This window comes from Rhodopirellula baltica SH 1, assembly GCF_000196115.1.
Lineage (GTDB): Bacteria > Planctomycetota > Planctomycetia > Pirellulales > Pirellulaceae > Rhodopirellula > Rhodopirellula baltica.
This window is the reverse complement of the sequence record NC_005027.1, coordinates 1,989,157-2,003,175: the sequence shown is the minus strand read 5'-3', so window position 1 is coordinate 2,003,175 and position 14,019 is coordinate 1,989,157. Positions and strand designations below refer to the sequence as shown.

Here is a 14,019-nt window from a genome sequence, read left to right as displayed (position 1 = left end):
CACAAAACCGACAGCCACCGTAAAAGGGGACGGGGGCAATAGTGTTCGGCCCGGCGTTTGCCGGGCTGGAATATTGGCGGATGGTTGGCGAGTTGAGTGTGGGTTCATTGCGAAGGATGCGAAGCGATCCGGCTTGCCCAGGGCCGTTGCGTTTTTGTGTTTGGGACCGCGCAGCATTCATGCCGAGACCAGTCAGGCAAAATGACTTCCCGCAACGCCGATTAGCAAATTTCTTTACGCTCCTCTTTGGCACGCTTTGCCTCTTCTGCAGCTGCTTGCTTTTCGATGTGAGCAATCAGCTCCTCTTCAGTGGCTAAGCCTTGGAAGTAGAAGCTGATCATTTCAAACGTTCGTTTCGTGGGGCGAGATCCAGTCCACAGGTTGATCAGCAAGCAAGCAATCACCGAACAGTAGACTTGAATCTGGATTCCATTGGCGTTGTGGCTGATAAGGTGATCGCCGCCCATCAGTTGCTTGTAGAACCGAAAGAAGATTTCAATTGTCCATCGGTAGGCGTAGATCAGGGCAATGATTTCAGCAGGTACATTCAGTAGATTGGTGGCAATGCGAAGGATCCCATCGCTGTTGGGTGCCTTGGAACCTCTCGCCTTTCCGCCAGTGCGGTTTTGATGAGGCGTGCAGCGGATTTGGATCAACCGGATCGGATGATCAGGGGAACTTGAGCTGCTGCTCGATCCTCCAAGCTTCACAATCTTATCGTTGAGCACCCCCGCAGCACGGTCACCCTCGGTTAACTCAAGTTCTTGAGTCGTCTTGTAAACCGTGTTGTCACGTAGTCGGCAAACATAGCTACTCGATGACGCGACGATTGAATTGAAGAGCGAGAACTTGGCATAGCCACGGTCCATCACGTACAAGCGATCTTCTTCGAGCACTCGTTTGAGCACGGCCCGCTCGTCGTGTTCTCCACCGCCGTCAGGTGTCACGTCGACTCGTACGGGCAGCAGGTTATTGACCTCAAAGTGTGTGTGTAGTCGCCATCGCACCAGCGCTGAGCCCGTTGTTTGCTTCAGAATGGATGCGGCAATCAGCGACGGCAAGGCGTTAACAAGTGAGCCATCCACGGCGGTGATCGTTTGCTGAATGCTGCTCAGTCGCGGGTCCGGGGCAGCATCGTTGACTTCAGCAGACAAGGCCTCAATGACTGGCTTGAGATGGTCTGCAGAGAACAGCCCACCGGCTTCGGATAGCGATCCCAGCGAAGCTTTCTCGTTGCCCAGTTTGTCACGTACTTTCGTCAACTCACTGGCCTGCGAGATCGCTCGCAAACTTGAGACAGTGGGGTTCAGGACATACAGCAACACGAGCATGCAATACTGATCGTAGTGCAGCGTACGGTTACCAGCGGTATCACGCTGGCACTCATGTTCGTGAAGATGCTCGAGCAGGGGCTTGAGCATGGCGAAGTATTTGAGGCCTTCGATTTTGATCTTCGGCTTGACGAGAGATTCCTGTGTTCGCTCACCCTGGTCATCAGGAAGCTTTCGTCTTTTGAGTCGCTTGGTTTTGGTTGGCATGGCAAACCAACGATTGCCCGCTCAACGCAGGAGTAAAGCAAGATCGACGCATGAGCCAAACCGGTTTCACGCCTCTCGACTCTGGCGGATGCAAACCATTGAATGTTTCACATCATCGCAACTGCCCGCCAGTCTCCTTGAAGCACGAACGAGACACTCTCGCCCAGAGAGCGAAGACAAGCCAAATTGTCGAAGCGAGCAATTCAGCGTCGGCGGGCAAACGCCGGGCCGAACACTATTGGGACGGGGGTCAAATTCGAGACTCGCAGCTTGGCAAACGTTTGCAATTTTGAATCACCCGTTTGAATTCGCGCGAGCTGAACAGGATGGTGGGCTATCACCTGTTTTCTAATCGAACACTGCGAGCTGCGGGAGGTGATCACTCAGCGCGTACGACTTTTCGTCTTCATTGTTCACGCGAAACGCACCTTCAAACAGCGGCCTTGATTCGCCCACCCTTTTCGCGATCGGTCCCGTGGCGAAGACGTAGTCGATTCGCCATTCGGGATTGTCTGCTTTGATCGTGAAACCATTGCCTTCGCCGACCTTCGCAAAAGTATCGATCCAGCCGGCATCTTTCCAAAGCTTGTATTCGTCAGTGTCAGGGCTGTGATTCAAATCTCCAATCAAAAGCATCGAGCGTCCTGAATCGAGATCCGATTTCATCGATTTAATCATTGCCCGAATCTCTCTGAGGCGAATCGTGGGCTCGGGAGTTGGGTAAAGATGTGCCGAGTGAACGATGAGCGGTTCATCATTTGGCAATTCAACGAGGGCTCGTCCCCAATGGCGCGTGAACAGCTCTTTCGGTCTTTCGCCGTTCATCGGGGCGTTTTGTGAATCCGAAATCTTCGATTTGCTCAGCAGTGTCCCGGGCCAGTTTCCTCCACTGGGAAATCTCACGTGATTCATGCCGAGCAATTCTGCAACCTCTTTCGTCAACTTCTCGGAGGGGGATTCGGAAAAGTTGATGATGTCTGGATCATAAAGAGCCAGCTCCATCGCCAACCGTTTCGCCATTTGTCCACGCGCGACGGCTTGCTGGGCCAAGGGGCTTTGGCTCGGCCATCCTTTCAAATTGTAAATATTGTAGGCGACTACTCGAAGTGGCTTTGGCGATTGATCGTCCGCAAGCAAATTCAGATTGGAGGCGGCAATGCTCGCCCCGACTGCTCCGCAAAAATATCGGCGTGAAAGCGTCATTGTGTTCTCCGTAGTGATGTTCGCGCAGGAACGGTCGGGTGATCAGTGTCAAAAGACTTTTGCCGGCGTGGGCCATTGTGTGCTTCACGCAAATGGCACCCGGCACTTTCTGCCAGCTCATTGCTATGTCGATACCGACTTCGTTTGTCTTGATAGAATAGACGCAATGATGAACGCCTTTGCAACAATCCGAGTTGAAGCAGCAACGATGTTACACTGTTCGGCAATCCGAGTTTTTGTGCTGACCCTTCTCTTGGGGCCGGTGAGTTTCGTGTTCACTCAAGACGCAGATTCGCCCTTTACGATCACAACAAAGCGAGCGGGTGACCAAGTCAAGGTCGAAGTCGAAACTGAGAAAACGTACTTCGTCGTTCGAAGCTCTACGGGTATCGGTCGCGCGATCATCGAACGCAATGGGGCCAACTGGCCCAAGACCGTGTTGGTGCGTTTGCATTTGAAGGGACTCGAAAATTTTCGAGTCAGCAATGGGGAGGACTGCCTTGTGGCCACGGTTTCGAATCAAGATGGCAGAGCATCTCTGTGGATGGACGGTGAGGAAACCTCACTGCTTGATTCGCAGCATCGGTACTGGATGAAGATAAGGGTGGTGGAAAAAGAAGAAAGTCTAGGACAGCCGAACCCCAGAGGAGATGCCTGGTTTCAGATGCAGTTGCCAAAAGCGTTGCTGGAGGACGATCCGAAGTCGATTGAATTGGAATGGATCGACTTCTATCGTTGAGTGAAGAATCAACTAGTTCCAGATAGGAAGACCGGAGATTCACACTGACAATACAACGGCCGAGTCCACTCAACGACTTGAGATCAGCTCAGGATCACAACTCAATCCAGTAGCGTCTCAGATTCGCAGTGGGTGCGTCGTTACAAACAATATCATGGAGGATGCCTCCATTGCGCTCGATAACTCGAGCGGACCCGACGTTTTCGACGCTACATGTCACCAGGAGACGCGTTAAGCCGACAAATCGAGCGAATCGTTTGGCGTCTTGTAGTATTAGCGTGCCGTAGCCTTTGCATCGCTCTGTAGGACGAACGCTGTATCCACAGTGCCCACCGCATTGTTCCAATTCAGGGGAAAGCTCGTGGCGAACGTTGTAGTTCCCGATGATTCGGCCGTTGAAAATCATGAACTGCGATGAGTTCGGTACAAAGCCTGATAGCATTTCGCCATTTGACCAAGCCTGCAGTCGTTTAATCGTCTCCACGTGCGTCCACTCAGGTTTTGCGAAGTAGCCGTGGATCCGATTTTCTCCCTCGCGTTCAAACTCGGCAACGTAGTCGGCGAGAGCGGCTTCATGTTCTGGGCCAAGCTCTGCGAAGGTCGGGGCGGTTTGATTCATGGCGTTGTTCAACGATCGAAGTCTATGCTATCCAAACGAGAGACAACTTTTGGCGAGTTGGGTTCGTTCCATGGAGGGGCAAATCCACCTGGGTAGGAGAGGATGTGTCTGGAGAATCACGAAAGCAGCCGGACGAAACTGAGGAACGATTGAAGCGGTCCTCGCTAATGCCACGTTGTTTAGTTTCCGAACAGGCGTGTAGTCGATTGGCGTTGGTCGGATTCTCAAGCCGCTGGCTAGTTGACGTTTAGAACGACGTTGCGGTTTTGAGCTCAATTGTTGCTCCCGTCGGTGGGCATAAACAGGGTCTCGAAGTTCGTGAGCGATTGCATTCGAAGGGGCGAACGAGTGGGCGGGTAGAGCATCCGGACGCCTTGAGTGCTGCCCTTTCCGACTGTGGAATCGTTTGCCAAACTTCATTTGGCGAAGGTGCTGTTGGACTGCTGACTCAGCAGACTGCTGATCCAATCGAATCTAGGCAACTGATGCAGCGAAGCAGACTATGTTGGTCGATCGATAAGTGCGAGTTACGTCATAATCCGTGGGTCAGCGATCTAGGGTGTAGCGAATACAAAACGCCCACAAGTCGTACAGCATCGTACCAACGCCACTTCATGAAATGCTTTGCCGGCTATTTCGGATCCGTCGGTGCAATTTGTTCTGTCGCTGCACGCATCTCGGCTTGTTGTTGACGCGATGGCAAAAAGACGACTCGAAGCAAGGTGTCACCGCCGGTGATGAGATAGAGCCCGGTGACCAAGTATGGAATCCCACCGGCGACCCATCCAGCTGAATGTGGGTCGATCGTTGTTGAGTACCCGGCATTCGAATATTCAGCGATTTGCAACATCCATTGGACGCTGCCGCCGAACAAGGCTCCCATGCCATCGACGACCAGCATGACGCCGAGCAAGCGAAGCCCCAACTGTGCGAATGGCAAAATCGTTGGTGGGTCTGGATTGGACAAGTTTGAGTTGCTGACGTCTTGGTCTCTGATTGGAGTTTGGTATGGCGAGTGGTTCACTTTGACGGCTCTGATGAATGAGGCAAACTTGAAGACGTGGTGCACGTTCGGTTTTTGTTCGTTCTGTGTTTCGACTTTCGCAACGCAGTGTGGGTAGACAATCGCAAGTCTCAGGTCGTCTGTTCTCGATCACCCAATGCAGATAACGGCTGTGGTCCTTCCGTAACCATCAACCACTTGGTTCGCATGGTTGCCTTGGAGAAAACACATCATCAGTGAGTTGCTGAAGGCGCCAGAGGTATCGAGGCATCCGTTAGTATCGTGTCAAAAACGGTCTGGGGGCTCCTTGTCAGCAGAAAGCCAGGCATCTCGACGTCGTCAACAAACCAGGTGCCCTGCAGACATTCAAAGCAGATCACGACATCGTAGGTCTTCCCGTCGTAAATCGCCCGCAGCCCATGTCGTGGATTGAAACACAAAGCGGCGCTGCCGTCACTGTCTGCGATTCCATTGTCGAACGCATCCAGCAGTTTGGTTCGCACCGCCGGTGCTGAGACGTCGGTTGATCCAAGGTCCTGCCAGCATTGAAATGGTCCTTTGCGATCTCGACTCGTAGGAGTTGGGTCGAGTGAATGCAGCTGAAGCGAATTCGTCTCTCTGAGCGCAGTTTGAAGTTCTGGTGGCAAACGCTTCGTAGAGCAGCCGGCAAGAAGAGCGACAAGAAAGAGTGTGATGAATCTCACGATCAATTTCGATTGACTGGTTTGGGTTGCAAGCGGACTGTTCATACAAGTCTCTAGGAGGAAGCATTTGATGGCAACTTGGACACGGCGTCGTTTCTCGTTCAACCGTTTCGCAATAGTTGTTCGCTGTCCGATTGCAATCTGATCCCGAGTCGAAGGTGCGTGTTCTGCAATGGCATTGTTTCACGCTCCAAATGCTCACGGACGAAACGGAACTATTGCTATCGTCCCGCCACTGTCAGCGAATGCTCACTAGTCTGCGCGAAGTTGTGTGGACAAGCTCTTGACGTTTTCCAGGACACCGATTGCGTCGTGGGCACGAACGGATGGGACGAAGATGTGATCGTGATAGAAGCCTGCTATCACGTTTGCGCTGATGCCTTGTTCAGCGAGGGCTGTCGCGATTGTTGCCGTCAGTCCCACTGCTTCGAGACTGGAATGCACCCGCAACGTGATCATCCGAAAAATGCTTTCGTATTCGATGCCCGCGGTATCAGCATCCTCCTTTTTCACCACGAGAGTCAAACCCTCCGGCTCTTCCATTGCGGCCAAGGCAGGCAAGTCCATTGCATCCGCCATGCGTTTCCCAGGTCGAGACACGAAGACATAGTCGTGGTCATCAAGCACGGGTTGCAAGGTTTCGAGGAGAGTTTGCAAGTCGGTGATTCCTGGCATGAACGCGGCCTCCATTGAGTCCGTAGCAATTCTATTGTTGCGATGGTTGTTTGATCCGCGACTGGAATGCGTTCTGCATGCACTTCACCCGTCACGGTCTTGGGTAGGAGATCGTTACCATTTGCTTTTGAAAAGTTCTTTCAGGCAGGCGGATAGGATTCTTTCGGCTTTTGATTTGTTCGGGCATGCGTTTTTGCTCCCAACTGATTGCGAATCAACTTCGCAATCGGAGCGTAGTTTGGAGCGCTGGCTTGGTTGGTAGATCGGTCAACCCGTTGCTTCTTTGAGTGGCGTTGCAAACCGCCCGGAGCTTGATGGACCTGCTGATTTTTCGAATCAGAACCGATCTCGTGACTATTTCAGTGTGACCAATTTTCCGCCGGCCGGCTTCAGCTCAATTGACTGAATCGATGAGATGCCGGGCGGTAGTTGGATACGAACGTGAATGATCTTGGAGTCACTGGGCAAATTGGTGTGAATCGTCTGGAATCCAGTCGTGTCTGCGACATCGACATCCAGGCGATTGTTTGCCGTGAACTTCTTGTCTGTTGAGGTTCGCCACGCGATGCCGACCGCTCCGGATGCCGCCGGTTTCAAGGTCAGGACGACGGACACGGGGCCGTTGAGGCTCAAACCGTTCTTGGTGATAAAAGGAGCTTGCGCAGAACCTGGGTTATGCGGCGTTATCCTCCAACCGTCTTCTGTGACTGACATTGTGCCGCCACGAGTCAGCCATGATGACACGGCACGGTCTGGCTCGTCGGACGGTTTTGGGTTTCCAGACTTCGGCTGGAACTTTTGCGGCAGCGGAGAGGCCGGTTTTCCGTCGAGATAGAAGTCGAAGTAGTCATTGGCTGCCTTGGACATGTCGCCACTGGCGAGTCCAGGTGGATCGAGTTTGTCTGCCCAGATTGAGAGCTTTTCTCGAAGCCGCCTGGCAACCTTGGGATGTTTGGCAGCGAGATTGGTTTGCTCCTCGAGATCATTCTCAAGGTTGTACAAGTACTCGCGGTCACCGCCGCGAAGCAACTTCCAGTCTCCTTCGCGAATCGCCGCTTGGGCAATCCAACGCCAGGCAAGAAACTCATGCGGTGCATCACTTTTTTCGCCGGTGAGAAATGGGACCAAGTTGACACCGTCAAAGTCATCGGGCTGGGCGGGAATGTTTGCTATCGCTGCGGTGGTCGCTGCGACATCGAGTGCGCTGATCGGGTGATCATAGACTTGACCGGCCGGGATCTTCCCCGGCCAAGAAATGACAAAAGGAACGTGCATTCCACCTTCCGAGAGCATGCCCTTTTCGCCATTGAGTGGATCGTTCAATGATCCGTCCCATCCGGGGCCGCCACCGGGTGCGTCGAGTTTGTGAATTTTCAACGGCGCACCGTTGTCACCGATGTAGAAGATCAACGTTTTTTCGGTAAGGTTGTTCTTCGCCAGTGTGTCGGTGATCAGACCAACGCCATCGTCCACCGCTGACAGCATCGCCAAGGCTTGTCGCCGTCGCTCCGGCATCTCGCCCGGGAATCGATCGAGGTATTTTCTTGGGGCATCCAAGGGCACGTGAGGTGCTCGGTAAGCAACATACAGAAAGAATGGATCGTCGTTGTAGCGATCGATAATCGATGCTGCCGCTTTGCTGCATCCATCGATGTGGTACATCTCAGGACGCAAGCTAGACATCTCGCGATCGTGACCGTCTGAATCAATGTTGGCCGAAAAGGACGCTCCACTGTTTTGATTGAAAACGTGCTTGAAACCGTGATCGGTGATTCGGTTGCCAGGACCGAGATGCCACTTTCCGAATTGAGCGGTGACGTAGCCAGCTTTTTGCAGACGCTCGGCGATCGTCAATTCACTGTTGAAACCTTCCAGCGAAGCGCCGTTGGCTTCAACACCAAATTTGGACTGAAACTTGCCAATCAGCAGACCGGCACGTGAGGGAACACATTGCGGCGCGGTGCTGTAGCCATTCCGCGCGAGGACACCACTCTTTGCTAACGCGTCGACGTTAGGCGTCTTGATATCAGTCAGGACGCCTTGGCAAGACAAATCAGCGTGACCGTGATCGTCGGTGTAAAACACAATGATGTTTGGCCTCGACGCATCGGCCGGCATGTCGGCTGCACTGACGATTGCCATCGAGAGCCAAATGAGTGAAATCCAAAACGCGAAGAGCTTGTGCATGTGTTTGCCTGTTGTTTGAGGTGGAGAACTGCCTTCATCCTGCCTGTGCACACGGCACGCGTGGCTATTTAGCAATCTCACGTGTAAGAGCTGTTTGCTTCGTCCAGACGAGTCAGTCGTTCATGATTGCGTCGATCGTCCAGTCAGCGTTCTCGTTGAATGGCACGCTTGGCGAATCCGTTGTTTTCACCGCTAAACGCAATGGACCAACGGGGCACAGTTTTGAATTGGGAGTGAAAGCGTTTTGCTAACTGCGTCGGTGCGATCCGAGTCGAATTGTAGTCTTTGTCGGCCGCGGTTGCCCACGCGAATGATCAGGTGGTCGACGTTCGGTTGCCCACCTGAACCGAAAGCGTTTCTCAGATGATCGCAGCGTTCTGATTCTTCGAGTCTGAGATTGATCGGGTCAGACGTGATTCGCAGCGATGATCACCGTCGCCTCGGTGGTTCATTGTCGGGGACGGAGGCAACGAACCCATTTACCAATTCAGTTTGAAAGCTTGCGAGCATTGGGCTGATTCGTCGCCGTTAGTGGCGTCCACCGGGGATCTGTTTTAAATGAACCAAGGAAACGCGTTCGCAGAACGAATCGGATCGCTCATTTGGTTTAGTCTTTAAGTATCCCCTTCGTAGACCTGCTATCACCCGCCCCCCTTCCTCCGCGTCGCACCTTTGCGAAACTGCGATTGGATGAATAGCGAATCGATTCTGTTCGCTACTTCACGTCAACGTTTCGTCCCGCGACATCTACTGAAGAGCAGAATTGATGCAATCAAGTTTGAAGGTTGTCACCTATTTGTTTGCTGCAGCGTTAACGTTTGCTACAAACACGTTTTATACTGCGGCACAATCAGCCGACTCACATTCGACCAGCACGTCGGAACTACTCGAGAAGTCACGTCCACGATTGGAAGGCATCTACGCAAACGGCGAGATGCGTGCCAAGGACTTCCGAGCCGAATGGCTTTTGGATAGCACGGGGTATGTTGTTCGCGAGAAAGCCATCGATTCAGGCGAGTCTGTTCAAGCGATCTACGACATGGTAACAGGGGAACGGACCGTAGCGACGTCGGAAGTCGAGACCACATCGCGTGATCCAATGCTGTCGCCGGACGGTACCAGTGTGCTGAAGAAGCAGCGAAGAGGGTGGGGCATTCGAGATCTGACGAGCGGCGAGACACGTCCGCTTTTGAAGCCGGACGAAGCCGGCGATATCCATTATCAAGATCTGAGTTGGAGTCCGGACGGGAAGCGAATCCTGTTTGTCGAATCCAATTCGAACGAAGTGCGACTTCGCAATGTGCTGGTTCCCGATGATCCTTCATATCCCGGAGTTAGCAAAACCCGGTTTGCTCGCGTCGGGACGAAAATCCCGGAACTGAGAGTAGGAGTGGTCGATTCTAGCGGTGAAGACGTTCACTCGGTGACCTGGTTGCCGATTGAATTTCCGGAAGATGGCGGCTACTTCGGTGAAGTCTCTTGGGCGGGGAATTCTGAGGAAATCCTGGTCGAAAGGCTGAGCCGTTTCCGCGACAAGCGTGAGTTCCTTTTAGCTCGAGTCGACGGTGTTGTGTCCACCATTCTCGAAGAGACCAATGAAGCTTGGGCGGTGGGGAGCCATGGGATCAATTCCGGTGTCAAATGGATCGATGGCGGAAAGAACTTTGTATTTCTGAGTGAGAAAGATGGATGGCGTCAGGCATTCGCTATCGATCGCGATGGCAAGAACGAACGACTGCTGACTCCCGGCGATTACGACATCATTGATCGTGCAGAGTCCGGAGATGTCGTTGATGAGGACGGCGGTTGGTATTACTTCTACGCTTCACCGGACAACGGAACACAACGGTATCTTTTTCGCGTTCCTTTGGATGGGACGGGAACGTTGGAACGGATCACGGGCAAAGATCAAGCTGGCTGGCATAGCTACCAGTTTTCGCCAGATCGCAAATGGGCCGTTCACACTTATTCGACCGTCAATTCGCCGCCGGTCGTGGATTTGGTCACCATCCCAGAGCACCGCTCGATCCGAATCCTAGAGAGCAATGAAGAACTTCGGACCAAGGTGCGTAAGACCATCACGCGACCAACTGAATTTGTCCAATTGCGACTTTCGGACGAAGTGACTGTCGATGCAAGCGTGACCAAGCCCAGCGATTTCGATGAGTCGAAACGCTACCCAGTGTTTGTTTATGTGTACGGCGAGCCCTATCTGCAGACTGTGCTTGATCGTTGGGGAGCCGCCCAGATCGATTTTCTTCGCACGATCGCCGATTTGGGTTACATCACTGTTTCGATTGACAACCGTGGGACTCCCGCTCCCAAAGGTGCGGCGTGGAGGAGAAGCATTTTCGGAAGTTTAGGACCGTTGTCGACTGAAGAACAAGCCGCCGCGATTCAGGAACTCGGTCGCACTCGATCTTACGTTGACCTATCTCGCGTCGGCATATGGGGATGGAGTGGAGGTGGTTCCAACACGCTCAACGCATTGTTCCGCAAGCCCGACGTTTATCACCTCGGGATCGCGGTCGTTCCCAAGCCGCAACCACATCTCTACAACGCTTGGTTCCAAGAAATCTACATGCGGACTCCGGAGGTCAACGCGGAGGGATACGCGCGCTCGGCGCCATTGGGTTTTGCAGACGGCCTGAAAGGCAAATTGCTGATCGTCACTGGATCCGGTGAAACCAACACGCATATCCAAATCATTGAAGGTTTAGTCGATCGATTGATCGAACTGGGCAAACCTTTCGATTACATGGTTTACCCCAACCGTGATCACGGTCTTCGTGAAGGAAAGGGATCCGAGGTCCACGTTCGAATGTTGATCACGCGTTACCTGCTGGAAAACTTGCCGCCGGGGCCTCGCCCACTATCAAGCCAAGCAGGGTAGGGTTCGCTCACGGTGCTACCCACCAAACCGATAGCTGATGCAGGCAGGCTGGTGAACGATCAGCCTGCCAGGAAGTCATCTGGTTTGACGAAACAATGGCAATTCGTCTTTGACGATACCACTCAGGCTTTTTCGCCTTGGTAGGCACCCGCGGAGTAGGTCAATTCGTAGCTGTGTGAGTAGATCTCGATGATGTTTCCAAATGGGTCTTCGCAATAGACCATTCGGTACGGTTTTTCTCCCGGGAAATATTCGCGAACGGGCATTCGTTGCTTGCCACCGTTGGCAACGATTCGTTTTGCTAAACCTTCCACGTCCGGATCCTGAACACAAAAGTGGAACACTCCCGTTTTCCAGTATTCGAAGTTGTCTTTGGGCTTCTCCGCGTTTTTGAACTCGAAGATTTCGACGCCAATCTTGTCGCCCGTCGAAAGGTGAGCGATTCGGAAACGCCCCCAGCCTTCGCCGAAGACGTCGTTGCACATGACACCGATCGCTGAGTCATCAGAAACGATTTCAGTCGGCGGCATGATGACGTACCAGCCCAGAGTTTGGGTATAGAACTCAACGGCTGCGTCCAAGTCGGTGACCGAGAGGCCGATATGGGAGAACGTGCGGGGATACGTCATTTTCGAAATCCGGAATGAAAAGATGCTGTCGCGGAGAGGGCGAGCTTACGTCCAGAGGGGATGGTCTTCGATTCGATCGTCCCGCCATTGAAAAGGCAAGCAGAAAGCGAGTCGACTTGCGGCCTATCAGATGCGGAACACGAACCGTTCTCATTTTCGCATCCTGAAAAGGGCGTGCAGTCCGAACATGGCAAAATTTGGGACGGCGAAGTAGGCGAGAATCAGCCAGAATGCGTGCGGTGCAAAATTCCAGTAGTGGCTTTGATAGGTGACTGGATCGCCGTTGTTTCGAGCCGTTTCCATGTGCATCTCGATCAGCACAGACGCGGTATCGACCAGAGCAACCGCAAGCGGAATGCCGAGTAGCACGGCGTTTAATAAAGCAAATTGGAATCGCTTACGAGAATAGGTGCCCTGTTTTGGCGAGGTCTGCGGCGGAAGGTATGGATTGGACATTCGCGTGAGTTGTCGTACGCCGACTCTGTTGAACAAACTGGCATTGGGCGAGAGGCTACAGCTGCGGATGTGGCAACTCAGATCGAAGTCGTTTGAGCAGTGCTTTGGCATGGGCATCGTTTTTGAAGCCGTGCCAACCATGAACAAAAGTTCGTTTCTGGTGGTCGTAACGCGGGAGATAGAAATTCTGACACTTCCAACAAACCGTCGTTTCAAAGAGCAATGACGTACCACGATAGAAACGAAGTCCGTAGACGGGCTGATGGCAAAACGCTCCCGCATAGCGGTCGAAGGTGAGATCCTGCCAGAGCTTGCGAACGTCGCCACAGCTAGAGCCGGTCAACGTCTTGTGTTTCAGGATGTCCGCGTTTCTTCCATATGGTCTCACCGGGAAGATGCCTTTCTCTGATTCTTGCTCGATCTCATCGTCATCGAACGGTAGAGGCATCGAAAGAGCGAAGATCTCGGCACGGTCAAAGCGAGGAAACGCTTCGGTGTGGACCAATTCCAACATTCGATCTTCAGGCGACCCTCCGGCGGTAACGGCCGGTTCCGTTTCTGAGGCGTCGTCGTCAGCAACGACTGGTAGAAACGGATTGTCCGGCGAGACGGCAGATTGAGCCATGGCTGTCGGGTTGAAGACAATCCACAACACCAAACAATAGGCCGAAGGTCGCATCATCAGATATATTAATGAGAGAGGACAGGATCAGTTTCATGCGAAGAGCGAAGATAGGCGGCATTCAGTAGGCGTGAAAGTTCTAAATGGTTCTTCAGACGACTTTGCGTGAGATTCCGTTTCGGAGTTGAGTTAAGGCTGGTCCAAATCCTCGGTGAATGCAAGATTAGCGGCAGGGAGAAGCGTCATCATTCGATGGGCTTCAGATCGATTTGTCTGAGTCGTTCATTCTGCATCGAGTATCGTCGCGTGCCGCTGACGAAGATCCCGCAGGCGATGAACGCACCGACGAGTGCCCCGAGAAGAATGATGCCAATTCCTTGAGCATTAGGCCCAGCCAAAAGAAACAATCCCATGGGAGGAAAGGAGATGGCGATCAACGAGTAGAGCATCTGACGGGAACTTACACCTGGATCATGAGGCCAATTCCGTGATCGAATCCGAAAGATCAGTCCACCGACGACGCTTCCACCTAGAATTGTGACGAGCCCAATTGCAGGAACAGGAGTCAGAAAGGGAACGGATGCAAATGCACCAGCCACTGCGGAGAAAATAATGTACCACGCTGGCCCTCTTCGGAACTCTGATTTCACGTCGTGACTCGACGGGCGAACTGCTTCAGTTTCTGTTGGTGGTGCGTAAGGGTTGTCAGTCACTGAGGGTAATGTATTAGGCGAAGTTTCGATCGAAACGG

11 protein-coding genes are annotated in these 14,019 nt (G+C 52.9%); 2 read left to right on the top strand and 9 right to left on the bottom strand.

Features of this window, described 5'->3' with window-relative positions; translation table 11 throughout:
- Window positions 1-221: 221 nt before the first annotated feature.
- Window positions 222-1,538 carry an IS4-like element ISRba5 family transposase gene (locus RB_RS07640; protein ID WP_011119601.1) on the bottom strand — a complete coding sequence of 439 codons (1,317 nt, stop codon included), beginning with the start codon at window positions 1,536-1,538 and terminating at the stop codon, window positions 222-224.
- Window positions 1,539-1,886: 348 nt separating this feature from the next.
- Entirely contained in the window at window positions 1,887-2,741 is an 855-nt protein-coding gene (locus RB_RS07635; RefSeq protein ID WP_011119598.1) for an endonuclease/exonuclease/phosphatase family protein, read from the bottom strand.
- Here RB_RS07635 and RB_RS07630 point away from each other — a divergent pair.
- Complete coding sequence (locus tag RB_RS07630; protein ID WP_231846308.1) at window positions 2,695-3,480, top strand: hypothetical protein; 786 nt, start codon at window positions 2,695-2,697, stop codon at window positions 3,478-3,480. The two genes, RB_RS07635 and RB_RS07630, sit on opposite strands and share 47 nt — an antisense overlap.
- A gap of 94 nt (window positions 3,481-3,574) precedes the next feature.
- On the opposite strand, the gene RB_RS07625 is transcribed toward RB_RS07630, so the two are convergent.
- The 4 genes from RB_RS07625 to RB_RS07610 form a co-directional block, all read right to left on the bottom strand.
- Window positions 3,575-4,099: a GNAT family N-acetyltransferase gene (locus RB_RS07625; RefSeq protein WP_164921678.1), complete on the bottom strand. Its 525-nt coding sequence runs from the start codon at window positions 4,097-4,099 to the stop codon at window positions 3,575-3,577.
- A gap of 631 nt (window positions 4,100-4,730) precedes the next feature.
- Window positions 4,731-5,123: a hypothetical protein gene (locus RB_RS07620; protein WP_164921677.1), complete on the bottom strand. Its 393-nt coding sequence runs from the start codon at window positions 5,121-5,123 to the stop codon at window positions 4,731-4,733.
- Between the two features lie 935 nt (window positions 5,124-6,058).
- Complete coding sequence (locus tag RB_RS07615; RefSeq protein ID WP_231846307.1) at window positions 6,059-6,481, bottom strand: ACT domain-containing protein; 423 nt, start codon at window positions 6,479-6,481, stop codon at window positions 6,059-6,061.
- 354 nt (window positions 6,482-6,835) lie between these two features.
- Window positions 6,836-8,668 carry a sulfatase family protein gene (locus tag RB_RS07610; protein ID WP_231846306.1) on the bottom strand — a complete coding sequence of 611 codons (1,833 nt, stop codon included), beginning with the start codon at window positions 8,666-8,668 and terminating at the stop codon, window positions 6,836-6,838.
- A 766-nt stretch (window positions 8,669-9,434) separates the two neighbouring features.
- On the opposite strand from RB_RS07610, the gene RB_RS07605 reads away from it, so the two are divergent.
- Entirely contained in the window at window positions 9,435-11,561 is a 2,127-nt protein-coding gene (locus tag RB_RS07605; protein ID WP_011119585.1) for a S9 family peptidase, read from the top strand.
- A 122-nt stretch (window positions 11,562-11,683) separates the two neighbouring features.
- Here RB_RS07605 and RB_RS07600 read toward each other — a convergent pair whose 3' ends face one another.
- The 3 genes from RB_RS07600 to RB_RS07590 form a co-directional block, all read right to left on the bottom strand.
- Window positions 11,684-12,190, bottom strand: a complete 507-nt coding sequence (locus tag RB_RS07600) for a lactoylglutathione lyase family protein (RefSeq protein ID WP_011119583.1) — start codon at window positions 12,188-12,190, stop codon at window positions 11,684-11,686.
- Between the two features lie 150 nt (window positions 12,191-12,340).
- Window positions 12,341-12,646, bottom strand: a complete 306-nt coding sequence (locus RB_RS07595) for a hypothetical protein (RefSeq protein WP_011119582.1) — start codon at window positions 12,644-12,646, stop codon at window positions 12,341-12,343.
- Between the two features lie 55 nt (window positions 12,647-12,701).
- The gene (locus RB_RS07590) at window positions 12,702-13,328 is read right to left on the bottom strand and encodes a hypothetical protein (protein ID WP_011119581.1); all 627 of its coding nucleotides are present in this window, start codon (window positions 13,326-13,328) and stop codon (window positions 12,702-12,704) included.
- Between the last annotated feature and the right edge of the window lie 691 nt (window positions 13,329-14,019).

What these genes read in the sequence shown, in the direction of transcription:
- RB_RS07600 (WP_011119583.1), bottom strand. Translation starts at nt 12,190, where the DNA reads ATGACGTATCCCCGCACGTTCTCCCATATCGGCCTCTCGGTCACCGAC.
- RB_RS07635 (WP_011119598.1), bottom strand. Translation starts at nt 2,741, where the DNA reads ATGACGCTTTCACGCCGATATTTTTGCGGAGCAGTCGGGGCGAGCATT.
- RB_RS07590 (WP_011119581.1), bottom strand. Translation starts at nt 13,328, where the DNA reads ATGATGCGACCTTCGGCCTATTGTTTGGTGTTGTGGATTGTCTTCAAC.
- RB_RS07605 (WP_011119585.1), top strand. Translation starts at nt 9,435, where the DNA reads ATGCAATCAAGTTTGAAGGTTGTCACCTATTTGTTTGCTGCAGCGTTA.
- RB_RS07595 (WP_011119582.1), bottom strand. Translation starts at nt 12,646, where the DNA reads ATGTCCAATCCATACCTTCCGCCGCAGACCTCGCCAAAACAGGGCACC.
- RB_RS07615 (WP_231846307.1), bottom strand. Translation starts at nt 6,481, where the DNA reads ATGCCAGGAATCACCGACTTGCAAACTCTCCTCGAAACCTTGCAACCC.
- RB_RS07625 (WP_164921678.1), bottom strand. Translation starts at nt 4,099, where the DNA reads ATGAATCAAACCGCCCCGACCTTCGCAGAGCTTGGCCCAGAACATGAA.
- RB_RS07630 (WP_231846308.1), top strand. Translation starts at nt 2,695, where the DNA reads ATGCTCGCCCCGACTGCTCCGCAAAAATATCGGCGTGAAAGCGTCATT.
- RB_RS07610 (WP_231846306.1), bottom strand. Translation starts at nt 8,668, where the DNA reads ATGCACAAGCTCTTCGCGTTTTGGATTTCACTCATTTGGCTCTCGATG.
- RB_RS07640 (WP_011119601.1), bottom strand. Translation starts at nt 1,538, where the DNA reads ATGCCAACCAAAACCAAGCGACTCAAAAGACGAAAGCTTCCTGATGAC.